This is a genomic window from Paenibacillus sp. FSL R5-0701, assembly GCF_037973995.1.
Taxonomy (GTDB): domain Bacteria; phylum Bacillota; class Bacilli; order Paenibacillales; family Paenibacillaceae; genus Paenibacillus.
Window position 1 is genome coordinate 100,921 of record NZ_CP150230.1, and the last position, 15,359, is coordinate 116,279.

15 protein-coding genes and 1 riboswitch are annotated in these 15,359 nt (G+C 47.7%); of the genes, 7 read left to right on the forward strand and 8 right to left on the reverse strand.

The features are described from left to right. The first annotated feature begins 239 nt into the window (after window positions 1-239). Together MKZ13_RS00480 and MKZ13_RS00485 are read left to right on the forward strand one after the other, a co-directional pair. The gene (locus MKZ13_RS00480; protein ID WP_339181050.1) at window positions 240-2,579 is read left to right on the forward strand and encodes a PAS domain S-box protein; all 2,340 of its coding nucleotides are present in this window, start codon (window positions 240-242) and stop codon (window positions 2,577-2,579) included. 18 nt (window positions 2,580-2,597) lie between these two features. Further along, on the forward strand, window positions 2,598-3,299 hold the full coding sequence (locus tag MKZ13_RS00485; RefSeq protein WP_221824808.1) for a pseudouridine synthase: 702 nt from the start codon (window positions 2,598-2,600) through the stop codon (window positions 3,297-3,299). Between the two features lie 212 nt (window positions 3,300-3,511). Here the strand turns inward: MKZ13_RS00485 and motB are convergent, their stop codons facing one another. Then, complete coding sequence (gene motB, locus MKZ13_RS00490; RefSeq protein ID WP_237178619.1) at window positions 3,512-4,330, reverse strand: flagellar motor protein MotB; 819 nt, start codon at window positions 4,328-4,330, stop codon at window positions 3,512-3,514. Beyond that, on the reverse strand, window positions 4,317-5,117 hold the full coding sequence (gene motA / locus MKZ13_RS00495) for a flagellar motor stator protein MotA (protein ID WP_211085594.1): 801 nt from the start codon (window positions 5,115-5,117) through the stop codon (window positions 4,317-4,319). The genes motB and motA overlap by 14 nt, the downstream gene beginning before the upstream one ends. A 233-nt stretch (window positions 5,118-5,350) precedes the next feature. Here motA and MKZ13_RS00500 point away from each other — a divergent pair, with 233 nt between their 5' ends. The 4 genes from MKZ13_RS00500 to rbsK all read left to right on the forward strand — a co-directional run bounded on the left by MKZ13_RS00500 (window position 5,351) and on the right by rbsK (window position 7,219). Next, a complete protein-coding gene (locus MKZ13_RS00500) occupies window positions 5,351-5,644 on the forward strand; it encodes a hypothetical protein (RefSeq protein ID WP_339181053.1) in 294 nt (97 codons plus the stop codon). 64 nt (window positions 5,645-5,708) lie between these two features. Continuing rightward, window positions 5,709-5,864, forward strand: a complete 156-nt coding sequence (locus tag MKZ13_RS00505; RefSeq protein ID WP_339181055.1) for a hypothetical protein — start codon at window positions 5,709-5,711, stop codon at window positions 5,862-5,864. A gap of 30 nt (window positions 5,865-5,894) precedes the next feature. Continuing rightward, entirely contained in the window at window positions 5,895-6,191 is a 297-nt protein-coding gene (locus MKZ13_RS00510; RefSeq protein WP_062838136.1) for a 4a-hydroxytetrahydrobiopterin dehydratase, read from the forward strand. Between the two features lie 44 nt (window positions 6,192-6,235). Then, on the forward strand, window positions 6,236-7,219 hold the full coding sequence (gene rbsK, locus MKZ13_RS00515; protein ID WP_237178618.1) for a ribokinase: 984 nt from the start codon (window positions 6,236-6,238) through the stop codon (window positions 7,217-7,219). Between the two features lie 77 nt (window positions 7,220-7,296). Here rbsK and MKZ13_RS00520 read toward each other — a convergent pair whose 3' ends face one another. The 5 genes from MKZ13_RS00520 to MKZ13_RS00540 all read right to left on the reverse strand — a co-directional run bounded on the left by MKZ13_RS00520 (window position 7,297) and on the right by MKZ13_RS00540 (window position 12,363). Further along, window positions 7,297-7,653, reverse strand: a complete 357-nt coding sequence (locus MKZ13_RS00520; protein WP_036607288.1) for a cytochrome c — start codon at window positions 7,651-7,653, stop codon at window positions 7,297-7,299. A gap of 150 nt (window positions 7,654-7,803) precedes the next feature. Further along, window positions 7,804-8,298: a GNAT family N-acetyltransferase gene (locus MKZ13_RS00525; RefSeq protein WP_339181058.1), complete on the reverse strand. Its 495-nt coding sequence runs from the start codon at window positions 8,296-8,298 to the stop codon at window positions 7,804-7,806. A 354-nt stretch (window positions 8,299-8,652) separates the two neighbouring features. Beyond that, window positions 8,653-9,087, reverse strand: coding sequence for a C40 family peptidase (locus MKZ13_RS00530; RefSeq protein ID WP_223199955.1), 435 nt, complete (start codon window positions 9,085-9,087; stop codon window positions 8,653-8,655). A gap of 39 nt (window positions 9,088-9,126) precedes the next feature. Then, a riboswitch (cyclic di-AMP (ydaO/yuaA leader) is annotated at window positions 9,127-9,264 on the reverse strand. A 245-nt stretch (window positions 9,265-9,509) separates the two neighbouring features. Further along, window positions 9,510-10,361: a hypothetical protein gene (locus MKZ13_RS00535; RefSeq protein WP_237178616.1), complete on the reverse strand. Its 852-nt coding sequence runs from the start codon at window positions 10,359-10,361 to the stop codon at window positions 9,510-9,512. Window positions 10,362-10,371: 10 nt separating this feature from the next. Next, window positions 10,372-12,363, reverse strand: a complete 1,992-nt coding sequence (locus MKZ13_RS00540) for a M1 family metallopeptidase (RefSeq protein ID WP_339181063.1) — start codon at window positions 12,361-12,363, stop codon at window positions 10,372-10,374. A gap of 101 nt (window positions 12,364-12,464) precedes the next feature. Between MKZ13_RS00540 and MKZ13_RS00545 the strand changes: the two genes are divergently transcribed. Next, window positions 12,465-12,968 (forward strand): YwhD family protein, encoded by a 504-nt coding sequence (locus MKZ13_RS00545; protein ID WP_017691308.1) that lies wholly within the window; start codon window positions 12,465-12,467, stop codon window positions 12,966-12,968. Between the two features lie 198 nt (window positions 12,969-13,166). Here the strand turns inward: MKZ13_RS00545 and MKZ13_RS00550 are convergent, their stop codons facing one another. Continuing rightward, a complete protein-coding gene (locus MKZ13_RS00550; RefSeq protein WP_339181067.1) occupies window positions 13,167-15,245 on the reverse strand; it encodes a PBP1A family penicillin-binding protein in 2,079 nt (692 codons plus the stop codon). Window positions 15,246-15,359 lie beyond the last annotated feature (114 nt).

A 15,359-nucleotide genomic window follows, 5' to 3' on the forward strand; every position in this document is an offset into this window, starting at 1 on the left:
GCTCACATAGTTATAAACAAACTATCCACAAGCCTGTGGGTATGTGGATAAATATAGTGATTCATTTCATTGTAGAGTTCGAAAATGCAAAAAACAACGAATTTCGAGCTTTTCAGTCATTCGGTAACTTTTGGGCACAGGTCAATTATCCTTTTCAAAAAGACATACAAGCGTTATGATGGAGATAGGTTTTGCCATATATCGCCAGAGGGTACAAGCCGAGAGGTGAACAAAAAAACTTGTCTATTAAAACGAAATTATCCATGATTATGTCGTGCTCAGTGCTCGTTATTTTAGTGTTGAATATCGCACTGAGTTATTATACTACAGAAGAGAATCTGAGGCAGGACAGTGAAAACAAGATGGTGCTCACTGCAAAGCAGATTGCAATTTCTGTCGAACAGAATCAATACAGTTCGGATTATGTAAAACGGCAGATTGGAAACAATCTGTGGCTTGCTGCTGTCATGGCAGCGGAAGAGTTGGACCCGGATATTAATAATATCACAAATGAAGAACTTGTACGCTTGAGCCAAAAGGTCGGCGTCTCACATATATCGTTAATGGAGCAGACGGATGATGACATCGTTGTTAGCCGCTCTTCGGATCCGAGAGAAATCGGGCTGTCCACCAAATCCATGACCTATTGGTATCAGGCCTTTAAGCAGTTGTTTGAAAAACAACAGGTGACGATTCCCCAAGGGCAGAAGTTGGAGCATTTCTGGTCAGATGGATTCGAATATTCAACCTCCAGTCCTTCGGATATTGATATCTGGGGTTACTACCATGATGGAAAGAGAAACTACATAATCAATCCTTTCTATAATAATACGGAAGTTGATGACTATGTGAAAATCTCTAGTTCGGATGAGATTTTAAATAAAATTCGTGAGGTCAATCCCTCCATTCTGGAGATTACAGGCATCAATCCGTTGACTTTTGGCAGCCCGAACATGGGTGATGACGGAAGAGATTCGAACTTTAGCAAGTTGAATAACAGACCGATTCGTTTTGGTACATACCAGTATGGTTCTACGGATGAGGATCATCGTGCTGTGGTGCGCGCCATTCGAACAGGGCAAAATGTATCTTTTGTCAGTGAAACGCACGAACAGAAGGTATTGAAGAGTTTTATTCCCATATTCACACCCAATCAGTCTTCCTATGTGATCAGTATTGTCATGGACTATAAGCAAATATCCTCCATGGTATCTGAGCAGTTGGTGAGCCATGCCTCCATATCCTTGGTTTTGCTGGAGATCGTGATCTTTGGCAGCTATCTGCTCGCAGGGTATATTACGCGTCCGATCCAATCCATACTGGGCAAAGTGAATGATGTAGCGGAAGGGCACTTTGATTTCCGTCTGAAAGTCCGGAGGAAGGATGAACTTGGTCAACTGGCCAATCGTATTAATGCCATGATTCGTAATCTAGGCCATTATACGAGCCGTCTGAAACAGATGTATGAAGAGAATCGGGCGGTGAAAGAACATCTGGAGTCCATTATCAATCAGACAGCGGATGCCATTCACATTACGGATCTTGAAGGAAAGGTGCTTCGGGTTAACCGGGCATTTGAACAATTATATGGATTTCGAAGTCGTGAAGTGGAAGGTCGTAATCTGAAGATCATCCCGCCAGAAGCAGAAGAAGAAATGAAACGTCAGCATGCCCAACTCGTTGAAGGGATGTCCATTACGTCCAACGAAACCACCTGGATGAAGAAAGACGGGACCCGAGTAGAGGTCAGTGTCAGTACGGCTCCGGTGCGAGACGAGGCTGGAGAGATTACCGCGCTGATTAGCGTCTCCAGGGACATTACAAGTCGTAATCGGATGGAAGAGTTGCTCAGGCGTTCTGAGAAGCTAACAACCGTGGGCCAGCTTGCAGCAGGTGTGGCACATGAGATTCGTAATCCACTGACCACGCTGCGTGGATTCCTACAGTTACAGCAAGAGAGCAACAAGCTGAATCATCGTCATCTGGATCTGATGTTATCGGAGCTGGATCGAATCAACCTTATTGTTGGTGAATTTCTGATTCTGGCAAAACCGCAGGCGGTTCATTTTCAGAATCGGGATATTCGTTTTATTCTTGGCGATGTCATCTCATTACTGGATAGTCAGGCGCATCTGCATGGTGTAGAATTTGTACTGCGTGCCTCATCCGATTCGGCTATGGTACACTGTGAAGAGAACCAATTGAAGCAGGTATTCATCAATTTGCTGAAAAATGGTATGGAGGCCATGCCAAATGGAGGAAGCATCCATATCAAGCTCAAGCATGACGAGCAGTTGAAACGCGTCAGAATTGAGATCAGGGATGAAGGCATTGGTATCCCGGAAGAGATGATGCCCAAGCTTGGGGAGCCTTTCTTTACGAACAAAGAGTCTGGGACAGGGCTTGGCCTGATGGTCAGTCAGCGCATTATTCAATCACATAAGGGCATGATGGATATTAAAAGCATCATGAACAAGGGAACAACGGTTATTATTGAACTGCCTGCATCCGAGCAACAACCGGAAGTTATTGAGGTAGATCAGATAACGGATGAACCATTTACAGATGAAGAGAAATAGATGAGGTGAGATTACCTTTTGCGTATTAATAAATTTATTAGTGAAACAGGTTACTGCTCCCGGCGCGAAGCAGATAAGTTGGTGGATAGTGGTCAGGTAACCATTAATGGAGTTAAGGCTGAACTGGGCAGTCAGGCAGAAGAAGGCGACGATGTACGAATCAACGGCAAGCCAATCAAGGAAAAGAGAAAACACGTATATATCGCGCTGAATAAACCGATCGGGATCACAAGCACAACCGAGCAGCATATTCAGGGCAATATCGTTGATTTTGTCGGACACGATGAACGTATCTTTCCAATTGGGCGCCTGGATAAGGACTCAGAAGGTTTGATCCTGATGACCAATGATGGTGATATCGTTAACCGGATTCTTAGATCAGAAGGACGCCATGAGAAAGAGTATATCGTTACTGTTGATCGATCTGTAACCCCGAGTTTCCTTAGAGGTATGAGCACTGGGGTGAAGATCCTGGGTGAAATGACCCTGCCTTGTACAGTGACCCGGATGACGGATCGAGTATTCCGTATCATCCTGACTGAAGGAAAGAACCGTCAGATTCGGCGGATGTGTAGTGCCTTTGGCTACGAGGTTCGTAAGTTGAAGCGTGTTCGGATCATGAACATTCATCTTGGAGAAATGGCGACAGGTTCATGGAGAGAGCTTACCGCTGCTGAAAAAGCGGAGCTGGGCGGTCTGTTGGACTATTCACTGGAATAGTTGATTCGACTTTGACTAAATACTGATTGAAGCCCTGCTTTCCGAAAAGGAGCGCAGGGCTTTTTGGTATAGGGTCAATGACGACAGGTGAATCTTGCAAATAGTGTGAAAAAATGTAGAGATAAACCAAAGCATAAGCATTATATAAACCAAAAAGGCCGTTCTCCTTGTACCTGGAGAACGGTCTTTGGTTAATGAATCGCTGCAGGCCGCTAGTTTCCTTCGCCAACGGCTTTTACATTTGTATTGTTACTTTGATACTTCCGAATGATAGATACCTCTACACGGCGATTCTGTGCCCGTCCGGTATTGGTGTCATTGCTGGCAATCGGGTGATACTCTCCATAACCACTTGGTGTGAATTTGGAAGGGTCCAATTGCGTGTTCAGCAACAGGATTTTCAGGAAGTTGAGCGCACGATCTGCGCTTAGATCCCAGTTATCCTTATATTGGTTGTTCGAAATGGGAATATTATCGGTATGACCGGATACAACCACTTCATATTCAGGGAACTCCTGCAGCATGCTTGAGATTGCTTTGGCCAGGGATCGTGATTCAGGCTTCACATCTGCTCGGCCTGAGGAGAACAGGGCGTTATCACTGATGGTGATCTTCAATTCAGACTGATTCAGCTTGGTGTTCAGCTGGTCCGAGAGCCCGTTCTTCGAGATATATTTGTCGAGTCGCTCTTTGAGTTTCTCCAGGTCTTCTTGTTCTTTCTTAGCCATCTGTGCATCTGTAATCTGAGCTGGTGTTTTCTTGGTGATTTCTGTAGGTTCCTGTTTGTTCTTACCCAAATCAGCACCTGGCGTATCCGGATTCATGGACGAATGGTCCAGAATTCCGGAACCTCCATTTAATGCACTGTTTAGTGCGGAAGCCATCTGCTCAAACTTAGCTGCATCGATTGAACTCATGCCGAACAATACAATAAACAGAGCGAGCAACAAGGTCATTAAGTCGGAATAGGGAAGCAACCAGCTCTCGTCTATATGCTCTTCATGTGGTTCGTGCTTCTTAGCCTTTTTCACCTGATGATCCCTCCTTCTCTTCCAGTTGTTTACGTTCGGAAGGTGTCAGGAATACGGATAACTTTTGGTTGATGGCGATGGTGGAGACACCGGATTGTATGGATAACAGTCCTTCAACCATCATCAGCTTGATCTCCATTTCTTGCTTGGACATCCGTTTCAGCTTGTTAGACATCGGGTGCCATAACACGTAACCACTAAATATACCAAGGAGTGTTGCGATAAATGCTGCCGCAATCGCATGGGAGAGTTTCTCCATGTCACTGAGATCGGCAAGTGCTGCGATGAGACCTACAACGGCCCCGAGAACCCCGAGCGTTGGTGCGTACATCCCCGCCTGAGCGAAGATCAAGGCACTGCCACGGTGGCGCTCCTCTGTAGCATGAATATCTTCCATGAGTACATCACTTACAAATTCCTGATCGTTGCCGTCTATAATCATACGCATACCGCCACGAAGGAACTGATCGTCAATCTCTTCTACTTTTGATTCCAGTGCAAGCAAACCTTCACGACGGGTAGTGGAAGCCCAATCCATAAATGTGCCGATCAGGGATACGCGATCAATAAGTACTTGATTTTTGAAAACAATCCCGAAAAGCTTAGGGATTTTTTTAACTTCAGACATCGGAAATGCGATAAAGATGGTTCCTGCCGTACCAACAAAGATAATAATGTAGGCTGCGGGATTGTTAACCAGGTTGATTAAGGGCGCACCCTTCAAGAACATACCAAATACAAGGGAGACCAGCCCCAAAATTAGTCCAATAATCGTTGAAATGTTCATCATACACCTCATCCATGAGATAAAATTGAATCCTTTCAAGCGGCCGTGTTCGGGCTTCCGGACGAATTTTTGGCCGCAATCCGTTCAATGTTAGGCATTCCTTACGGTTGCTAAAACAGTTAAAACGGTCATATATGTATTTATCGACCAGAAGGCCTTTTTTTTTAAGGGCTATTTTCAGGTATAATAAGATCAAATCCGCTCCTTAGGGGCCGAATAGGAGTGAAAAGCCAATGGGCGTAAAGCATGGACGGGATTATGAAGGAATTTTGACAGATCTGACAACGGCAATCGGGCGCATACCGGATCGGTATGTTTTCTTTGAAATGGACTCGGAAGAGTGGGAGAGACTGGCTGCAACTGACCAACTTGAAGTGGATGAGGCATTGGCGGAGGATTTGTTCTATGCGCTGGGCGAGGAGTCTGTTATTCCGGTTGGAAGTGGCGTGGTCATCCATGATAAGGAGCAGCACCGCATTCATATTTTGATCGGGGAAGAAGAGTTGACGTTTGTACCTTTAATTTAGTATGTTTATATGCATTTTCAGGGGTATAAATGGAACTGGAGTTTTCCTCAAAGCCTTATGGTTATTGGTTCTATGCCATGTAGGTGATTGGATTTTGAAGCTTGTCCGTGGTAAGATGTTAGTCGTGAAATGGGCCAACCGCATGGCGGTGAGCCTGGCCTTTGAGGTTGCTGTTGATCGCACCGAAGGTGTCGGTGGTTATACGGAGATACGTCTGTAATGTACCATCCTATGGGGAGGAAGATAACGCATGGTTTTTTCGCAAGAGGAAGTCGAAGCTCATCTAGGGAGGCTGGAAGGCTGGGAACTGGAAGAGGGACGGTGGATTGTACGTAAATTCGTGTTCTCCAACTACATGAAAGGGATTGCATTTGTGGATGAGGTCGCTGCGATCTCGGAAGCATTCAATCATCATCCTTTTATTACGATTGACTATACAACGGTTACGCTGCGTCTGACGTCATGGGATGCGGGTGGTATCACATCTGTAGATATCAAGGAAGCAGGACAATATAACGAAGCTTATGACAAAATGAGGTCGGAATAACGAGGTCAGTTATTATCGCGCGGCCAGAAGTGAGTGAACCATACATGTCAGACTATAATCAGAAACAACCTCTCATTGCTGTCGTAGGCAGTCTCAATATGGATCTCGTGGTGAAGACAGACATGATTCCGGAAGAGGGAGAGACGGTGAGCGGTGAGGAACTGCATTATCTCGCTGGTGGCAAAGGGGCCAACCAGGCTGTTGCTGCTGCGCGTCTGGGTGGACAGACTACGATGATTGGTGCGGTGGGATCGGACGGTTTTGGCGAACGTCTGCTGCACAGTCTGACGGAAAGTGGTGCAGATGCCTCGCAGGTTCGCGTATTGGAAGACACGGTTACAGGGACGGCGTCCATTTGGCTCTCTAGGGGAGACAACCGGATTATTGTTATTCCTGGTGCGAATGGGCAAGTGGTGCCTGAGATGCTGGAAGAGGCGGATACGGTAAAAAGCCTGACTGCAGCCGCAGCGGTGCTGCTACAGCTGGAGATCCCGCTGCCAGCGGTTACCCGCGCCGCCCAACTGGCGGCTGAAGGCAGCGCACTGGTGGTGCTCAACCCGGCTCCCGCGGTGCCGGGTCTGCCCCAGGAGCTCCTGCGGTGCGTCGACGTTGTCACGCCGAACCGCAGTGAGCTTGCCGTGCTTACCGGCCGGGATCATCTCCGGCCGGAAGACCTGGATGCGGCAGTCGCAGAGCTCGCCGCATCCCTCGGGGCCGCTGTCGTCACGACGCTCGGCCCCGAGGGGGCTGTATACGCGGCGGCGCCTGGTGGCCGCGTACAAGCAGGGCGTGCCGGCGCGTGCCGTGCGCCCGGCTACGCCGTAAGCGCCGTCGATACGACCGGCGCGGGCGATTGCTTCAACGGCGCGCTGGCGGTAGCCCTCGCGCGCGGTGAGACTTTGGACGCGGCCGTAGGCTTCGCCATGGGTGCGGCCGCGTTATCCGTGACGAAGCTCGGCGCCCAGTCCGGGATGCCGTCCGCAAGTGAAGTTGAGGCCTTTCTGGCTGAGCACGCGGCAGATGCCTAATAATTGGTATAACAAAGAGGCTCTTATTCTCCCAAAAGGGGATTAAGGGCCTCTTCATTATGTAGTTCGTGCAGAGATTATTTCTTCTCTGACAGCCACATGGCGATATTTGCAATCTCTTCATCCTGCAGTTTGCCCTTGAAGGAAGGCATACCACCTTTACCTTTGACAATCGTAGAATAGATCTTCTCCAGATCATCCTGACTGCCGATGTTTGCCAGAGCAGGTCCTACGCCACCTTGAAGCTGATCCCCGTGACAGGAGATACAATTGGCTTTGACCAGTGCCTCAGCCTGTCCGGCATCCAATGTTACTTCCGGCATGGTTGGTTTGGCTTCTTCAGCCACTTCTTCTTTCCCTGGAAGCGTAAACATTAAAACAATAGCTAAAGCGCATGCTGCAAAAAATACTCCGCTCATGATCCATTTGTGCATCCCTTATGTCCCCTCCAGAATGAAAGATCATCTAACCTGAAACTATCCATATCATTATAACGGAACCTGTACTGACATCATAGCATTTTGTGGGAATTTTTTGAACTAATCACATAACAAGGGGCAAATTTGGTTGTTTTGCAATGGATTCTAACCGCGAGGCCCTTCATAAACCATACAGTGAAAGGGCTTCAAGCCGCTTGGGGTCTGTCGTTCGTATGTATCCTGGGTGACAAATCCACTCTTCAGATAGACTTGAATGGCACGAGCATTCCAAGTGAGTACTTCCAGATCAATCTCATTCGTGGGATTTCGGCGAATGGCTTCCTGTACAATGGCAGTGACAAAAGCTGTCCCTTGACCCTGACCACACAGCTCTGGATGCATGCCAAGGCCAATCCGGGTTACCCCTTGAAGTGGGAAGTATTGAGCGAACCCGAATATACGATCGTTCTGATCCAGGACGATTGCATATTGCTCCTGCCGCAGCTGTGCATCTCCGAATTCGACTTCCAGAGCTTTCATCTGCTCCCAGGGGAGCCAGCTGTAGATATTGTAAGGCGGATCATACTGCCAACTGCAGATAAGCTCCGCATGTTCTTCTCGCATGGGTACAACGTGAAACGTCACAGGGGTTTCCTTCATACACCTGCATGCTCCTTTCCTTGAAACAGAACTCTTTGTCCACTCTACAAAAGTGATGTTCATTTAGCAAGTCTTCCTTCCCTAGAAAAAAATGAAACAAAAGTTCCGGTAATTTCGTTTATATTATAACGGGATGGGTAAAAACATCATAAGGGCACGGACGAACGAACGCAAAATGAACCTGTTGATGTCGCAGGATATGCCCCGAGTATAACTTGCAACATGAATAAGGATTGAAGCACAAAAAAACCGCCGGATACATTCCTGCGGAGAATGTACCGGGCGGTTCTGTTATGCTTCTTGCTTCGTTCCAGTATGGTTAATGGTTACAGCATCATGTTGCTCAGCTTGTCCCTAGTCAAGGGCCAGTGATTCATATGCGTCCGTGCTCATAATCCGTTTCGCGCCAACATAACGATTGGCCCAATAGTTTTCACTCAATGCACTGATCGTAACGCCTTTGGAAGAAGAGGAGTGTGCAAACTTTCCATCCCCTACAAAGATTCCTACATGAGATACGCCTTTACCTGTTGTATTAAAGAACACCAGGTCCCCAGCTCTCATTTCCATGCGGGATACGGAATCGCCCATGTCGAATTGGGAACTGGATTGGCGTGCCAAATCAATACCCAACTTGTCGAATACATACCGTGTAAATCCGGAGCAGTCAAAGCCGTTAAGCGTTGTTCCCCCACTTTTGTATGTAGTTCCCATTGCTGAATCAATTACTGTGTCCATCTTTGAATCTGCGAATGCGCTACCTGCACCAAGTGATAATGCGAATGTGATGCTAAGTACAGCTGCGGTTAATTTCTTCTTGAACAAGAGATATTCCCCTTCCAACGCCTGCGAGGTTAGCTTAAGGATTCGGTTGAAGGTCCCCTATGACCCCTCTGTAGCAAGATCAATTCACCCATAACTGGTTCCCCCGCTTCCCAGGTGCCAGGAATTTGGCTATGCTAGTTATGCACCTGCGAAATCAAGAAATGACGATTTAATTTTAAGTAGTTACAAATATGAATGTAAAGATTACAAAGTTGTTACTAAAAACTCACTGCGATTATTGTAACAGAGGAGTACGGCTTTGGCAACGTTTAGCAACAAATTTAGCAAAAAAAACCTCGACCTTTGACGGGGAAAGGTTGAGGTTTGCCTATTTATAAGTGCATTTTAGGCCATGAGTTTAACATGTGATGGTAACAATTTTTAAACTATCTGCTCTCACCTTTGGATATTTTGGACTGCCATAATCGAAAATGGCTGCATATTTTCCACAGACTCAATAGACATCTGGCAAGTGGATACGTCTGTTGTAGTATAAGTCCGGTAAGTCCCGTTAATAACCATGAGGCTGAAGTGAAGGCCCCAAAGACGAGCAGGTGTACTCCGCCCAGCAGGAGTGCAATGCCGATTACAGCGATGAGATGACGCATTGCAATCCAGAGTGCTTTGAGGGTACCGTGAGCCCCGCCTTCTCCTTCTGGTGCCGACACACCGAACTGCATGTAGAGTATGGCATGGTGGATGATCCAACCATATACAATCCAGGCAGCAACATAAGGTATACCAGGCAACAGTAATTGAAGGGAATGAAATCCGTCCATGAGAATGGAGTAGAGCTTCGGTATGAGCCAGTAGGCGGGCAGAAGTATCAATAATGTACGTATAGTGTGGAGAAGCAGCATCGGTTTCCACAGATTTTTGATTCCGCGGACAAAGGGGATGCGCTCTTCTGTAGAATTAAAGTGCTGAAGTGAGTAGAGCAGTCCTGCCTGAATGAGGGGGCTGATCAACATGCGAACTAGCAGCATGCCCCCTAGAATCCATAGATAACGATGAACCTCCGGATGGGTAGACAGGTTAAGTTGACTTTCCATTTTGAACAAAAGTGTACTCAGCTCACCGGCATCAGCATCTGGATAGCGAAGGAGTAGTGGGATGACCGCCGACTGTACCATTCGATAGAAGAAATATCCCCAAATGAGTTGATAGAGAAATAAGAGTGCGGCAATGAACATATGCTGACGGACGAGAAACCAGCCTTCACGTATTTTCGCTTTCACCGTTTCCACCTCACCATGACAGACCTCCGAATATGGCTTCTATTAGTTTGGTTACACTCATGCTCCAGCGGGACTTTGCCTGCTCATCCAGTCCGGATTTCAGGAAATTGTTCATATGGCGGTTCTCCAGCACGATCGAGTACAGGGGATCGGTCATGGCCCAGGATACGGGGGATGTGTGAGTTAATTTATACGTGATGCGATCTTCTTGTCCATTCCATTGCTTGGTGAGGATATGCCCGTCTTCAAAAGCAATGCGAACAGGAACGGCGCTGTAATCACTGCCCTTTTTTGCGATCGTCACGGATGACTCGTACAATGTTTGACCGTCTTTCTGTACGGGCGTAACACGAATCTTCTCTACAGCAAAGTCAGCCATCCCGTTACCATAGACGTATTGATCAAAATAATCAGACCAGGAAGTGCGGGTCACTTGTTCCACAACGTTCTGGAAATCAGCCGAAGTGGGATGTTTGAAGCGGTATTTCTTCACATAGGTAGAGAGAATGCGTTCCATCTTTTTGGCACCGACTTGATGTTCGATACCAAGCAATACAAGCTTGCCACGTGTATAGACATTGGCGGCGTACTCATTCTGTGAATCGAACTTCCAAGATTCTTGTGTTAAGGATGAAGGAGACGTAATCAGTCCCGATTGTACCGGCAGATTCGGAATCAATCCGTATTCCTGCTCCATCAGTTTGTCTTCTGCATAAGAGGTGAATCCCTCATCCAGCCAGGCCTCCTCGAATTCGTTGCTGGCAACCATGCCGTAGAAGTACTGGTGTCCGATCTCGTGGATTACGGTACGTTCCAGGTCATAACCTGGCGTAGTGTCATCGGCTCCAAAGGCCGTAACTAGCGTAGGGTATTCCATACCTCCAGCACCGTTCCCCGCTTTGGGTGGAACTACGATGGATAAGGTAGCGTAAGGATACGGGCCAAACCATTTGCTATAATTGGCTAGAGCGGCCTTCGCAGCATGGAAATAACGTTCTTTCAGATCCTGATGAGCTGGGTCCAGATATAACTTGATTCGTACACCAGGCACATTGGGTGCGGAGAATGGCTCCTCTGCGTACACAAAATCGGGTGAGGCTGCCCATGCGAAGTCATGCACATCATCGGCGTAGAATTGATAGACTTTTTCTCCGTTCTTCACCACGGCTTGCTGCGTCGGAAATCCGGTAGCAGCCACTTTGTATGTTTCAGGCACCCGAATACGCACACTATATATACCGAAGTCGGCGTAAAACTCTGAATTGCCATGGTATTGGTGCAGATTCCAGCCTTCTGTTGTTCGTCCACGCCTGCCTACAGGTTCATAGGCACTTAATTTGGGAAACCATTGACCTGCCATGACAAAATGATCAGCAGTTCCCATCCGGGCAAAAATCTTTGGCAGATTCACTTCAAATCGGGTGTGGAGTGTGATACTTTCCCCGCCTTTGACGGGTTTGGGCAGGCGTACTTTAATGAGGGTGGTGTCCTTGATATTTCCGTCATCTGGTTGCACATACTGCATCCGGTGCAGGAGAGAGAGCCCGTCCTCCGTTTTCATTTCGGTAATGTTCATGGAGCCGTAACCATTGGTAGGCATGACATCACCCCGAAGCTTTCCGCCGGATTCCTTCATAAAGGTGGTGTCAGCAGAAGAGAAGGCGTTGGGATACATATGAAAGTAAAGCTCGTTGACGGTTTTTTTGCCTGGATGAGTCCAGGTGATCGTCTGAGTCCCTTCCAATACGTTTCCTTCGACCAGCTTCACATCCATGTGGTATTCCACAACACGGTTGCTGTACACTTCGGCTGTAGGGGTCTGTACACTCTCTGGAGGTGCTGGAATTGGAGCTATTGCCTTGGGCTTGCCCGATTCGGGGGCGAGTACTGGCAATTCGGAATGAGTTGAGCGATTATAACCCAGAGTGATCCATATCCCTCCGGCAAGTACACACAGGGCCAGGGATGCAGTGAGCCAGCTCTTGGCGCGTCGTGGAATCATCGTTAAATACCTCCCGTTGACAAGCATCTACAGCATGTATATGTTTGCAATGGGGCAATTATTAGTTAAAATATTTGTATCAACCCTTGGAGGCTATAAACATGGACCAAAACGAGCAAAACGGCAAAAAACAGATTGCCTTGAATATCGTTAGTGCAAAAAGCAAGCATAAAGGCTTCGGTGCAGGTTCCATTGAACTGAATAACCTTTCCCCGGTCATTATTGATAATGGCGAAGCCAAAATCGATATTGGTGCGATGCATGCGAAGAGCAAAGTGGAACGCAATATCAAGTTCTCTACCAATCGTGAGGATGTGCCCAACGGACGCCAGGTATGGCTGGTGTGGGTAGCTGTCGATCGCACGGAGGAAGGCCAACTGTATGGTGGAGCAACGGCATGTGAGATGTGGATTGATACGGAAGCAAGACGCGGATGGAAACTGTTGGCGGAACATGTGAATCGCATGGATTATGCCTTGAAGCGTCGCTTCATGCTGGATGAGCTTGGACCTGAAGCTCGAGCTGCACTTAAGACACTGTTGATCTCACACAACGAAGACTGGTGGAATGCTTCTCCGGACGTATTGAAGGAAGCACTTGCCTAAGTTAGATCATTCAACACAGTATAAAAGAAAAAAAGCAAAAGGCCCTTTAACCGGAAAATTCGGTTGGGGCCTTTTTGCTTGTTCATTAACAGTATTCATCGATCCGAATAATTATGAGTTTTCATCCGAAGTGAATTTCCAAATGATCAATATAATCAGAGGTCAAAGGTGACGTAACTAAGTCATCGCGTATTTGCGTCATTCTACCCACCAACGTTTGAAATCTCCCCACCAGGAATGTTTCTCTTCCTGTATGCCTTGTTGATTCTGTACCTGACGGGTCTTCTCATCTTCTCCAGAATCCGAATCATCCGCCGTACCATGACATACCTCTGTCGGTTCAGTGCCATCAATAAAAACTTCCAATCGTTTCTCTTCACAACCGTTGCCTGCCAGCTTGCCGGATTCCGGATCAATATAGACACTTACGACATGATCAGGTACGGTGAAAATTTTGGGTGGTACGCTCGCAAGAGCCTGCTCTGTGAATTGGGCAAAGATCGGCGCCGCCCGGCGACCATCCGAAGTCGAGATGGCTTTGCCTTGGTCGTACCCTACCCATACAGCGGTGGAGAGCTCGGGTGTGAACCCAACCAGCCAGGCATCCGTATTGGTCGTTCCCGTCTTTCCGGCAACCGGACGTTTGATCGCCTTAGACACCCGGTTACCCGTTCCTCCATTTTCGAAGACACTTTCCATTAAACGAGTCAGGACATAAGCTGCTGCAGGTTCCACGACGGTCTCAGCCTTGGTTTGAGGCGATTCATAGAGTACACGTCCTGCGGCATCTGTTACTTGCAGAATGGCGACAGGTGGCGTCCGTTGTCCACCAGCAGCAATGACGGAAAAGGCTGACGCCATCTCCAGCGGACTGACAGGTGACGTTCCCAGTGCAAGAGAAGGTACGGCGCTCAGGTTGCTTGTAATGCCAAGGTTTTTCGCCATACTCACAACCTGTTCAGGACCGATCTGCATAATGGTGTTCACCGCATAGATATTATCTGAAGCGGCGATCGCTTGTCTTAGATCAATCTCACCCAGATACTTGTCTCCAAAGTTGCCGGGTTTATAGGTTTTGCGGTCATTGTCATAGTGAAAAAGGGTAGGTTCACTGTTAAATATGGATGCGCTGGTGAGCTGCTTGGATTCCAGGGCTGCCAGATACATAATGGGTTTAAACGCCGAACCTGGCTGGCGTGTGGTCGCCAGTACATGGTTAATCTGATTGGTGCGGTAATTCTTGCCGCCTACCATGGCTTTGATGTAGCCTGTACGAGGGTCGATGGACACGAGAGCCGTCTCCAGCTCGCTTTTGGCATCCATACCCTTCGCTATGGCGTCTTCAGCTGCTTTTTGTACACGCAGATCCAGGGTGGTGTAGATATTTAATCCCCCATGATCCAGCATCGCTTCACTGATTCCCAGCTCTTTGATGGCCAGACTCCGGATATAGTCACGGAAATACGGGGCACTTTCCACCGTTTTACGCTCACTTTCCGGTTTGAACGAAAGCATTTTCTCATAGGCCTTATCGGCTTCAGCCTGGGTGATCTTGCCGATATCCGCCATGGCATTCAGCACAATCTTCTGCCGGTCTTTGGCATTCTTCATATGGTTATAGGGTGAATAGTAGGTAGGTCCTTTCGGGATTCCTGCCAGCATGGCGCTCTCTGCGAGATCCAGCTGTTTGGCTGATTTGCCAAAATACATTCGTGAAGCTGCTTCGATTCCGTACGCACCATGCCCATAATAGATTTCGTTCAAATACATCTGCAAAATTTCATCCTTGCTGTATTTCATCTCCAATTGCGCCGTGTACATGGCTTCCTTGGCTTTGCGAGTCCATGTTTTCTCATGAGACAGATACAGGTTACGCGCCAGCTGTTGAGTCAATGTACTCGCACCCTGCGACATCTGCATATGTTCGAGGTTAACGAGCACAGCCCGTCCCATCCCTTGGACGTCGAACCCGTAGTGATTATAGAATTTGCGGTCCTCTACAGCCAGAGTGGCATTGACCAGATCTGGAGCTATATCCTCCAGTTGAACGGGTACAGAGTCTTTGCCACCTGCGGAGAAGGTAGCGATGACTTCACCTTGACTGTCCAGTAATCTGGAATTCCGGTCAGAGTCTGCGAGGGGCAGGCTGGTTGCGTATAGATAGACTAATCCTGCAGCGGTAGCAAGTATAGCGAGCACGGCGAGCAGAGACAGGTTTTTAATGAATTTTCGTACAGGGAACCCGCGTTTGCGGGTCTTTTGATTTGGCTTGGTCATGGAACGGGCTCCTCTCTTTTCTTCCAGTATGGGACTTGATTGGCAGGGATATTCAATCGGGTGCATAAGCAAACAAAATGTAGCATTTTCGCCTTAAAAACCGTTTTGCAGTAT

What these genes read in the sequence shown, in the direction of transcription:
- motA (WP_211085594.1), bottom strand. Translation starts at nt 5,117, where the DNA reads ATGAACATTTCAACGATTATTGGACTAATTTTGGGGCTGGTCTCCCTT.
- MKZ13_RS00500 (WP_339181053.1), top strand. Translation starts at nt 5,351, where the DNA reads ATGGGCGTAAAGCATGGACGGGATTATGAAGGAATTTTGACAGATCTG.
- MKZ13_RS00510 (WP_062838136.1), top strand. Translation starts at nt 5,895, where the DNA reads ATGGTTTTTTCGCAAGAGGAAGTCGAAGCTCATCTAGGGAGGCTGGAA.
- rbsK (WP_237178618.1), top strand. Translation starts at nt 6,236, where the DNA reads ATGTCAGACTATAATCAGAAACAACCTCTCATTGCTGTCGTAGGCAGT.
- MKZ13_RS00520 (WP_036607288.1), bottom strand. Translation starts at nt 7,653, where the DNA reads ATGCACAAATGGATCATGAGCGGAGTATTTTTTGCAGCATGCGCTTTA.
- MKZ13_RS00525 (WP_339181058.1), bottom strand. Translation starts at nt 8,298, where the DNA reads ATGAAGGAAACCCCTGTGACGTTTCACGTTGTACCCATGCGAGAAGAA.
- MKZ13_RS00540 (WP_339181063.1), bottom strand. Translation starts at nt 12,363, where the DNA reads ATGATTCCACGACGCGCCAAGAGCTGGCTCACTGCATCCCTGGCCCTG.
- MKZ13_RS00545 (WP_017691308.1), top strand. Translation starts at nt 12,465, where the DNA reads ATGGACCAAAACGAGCAAAACGGCAAAAAACAGATTGCCTTGAATATC.
- MKZ13_RS00550 (WP_339181067.1), bottom strand. Translation starts at nt 15,245, where the DNA reads ATGACCAAGCCAAATCAAAAGACCCGCAAACGCGGGTTCCCTGTACGA.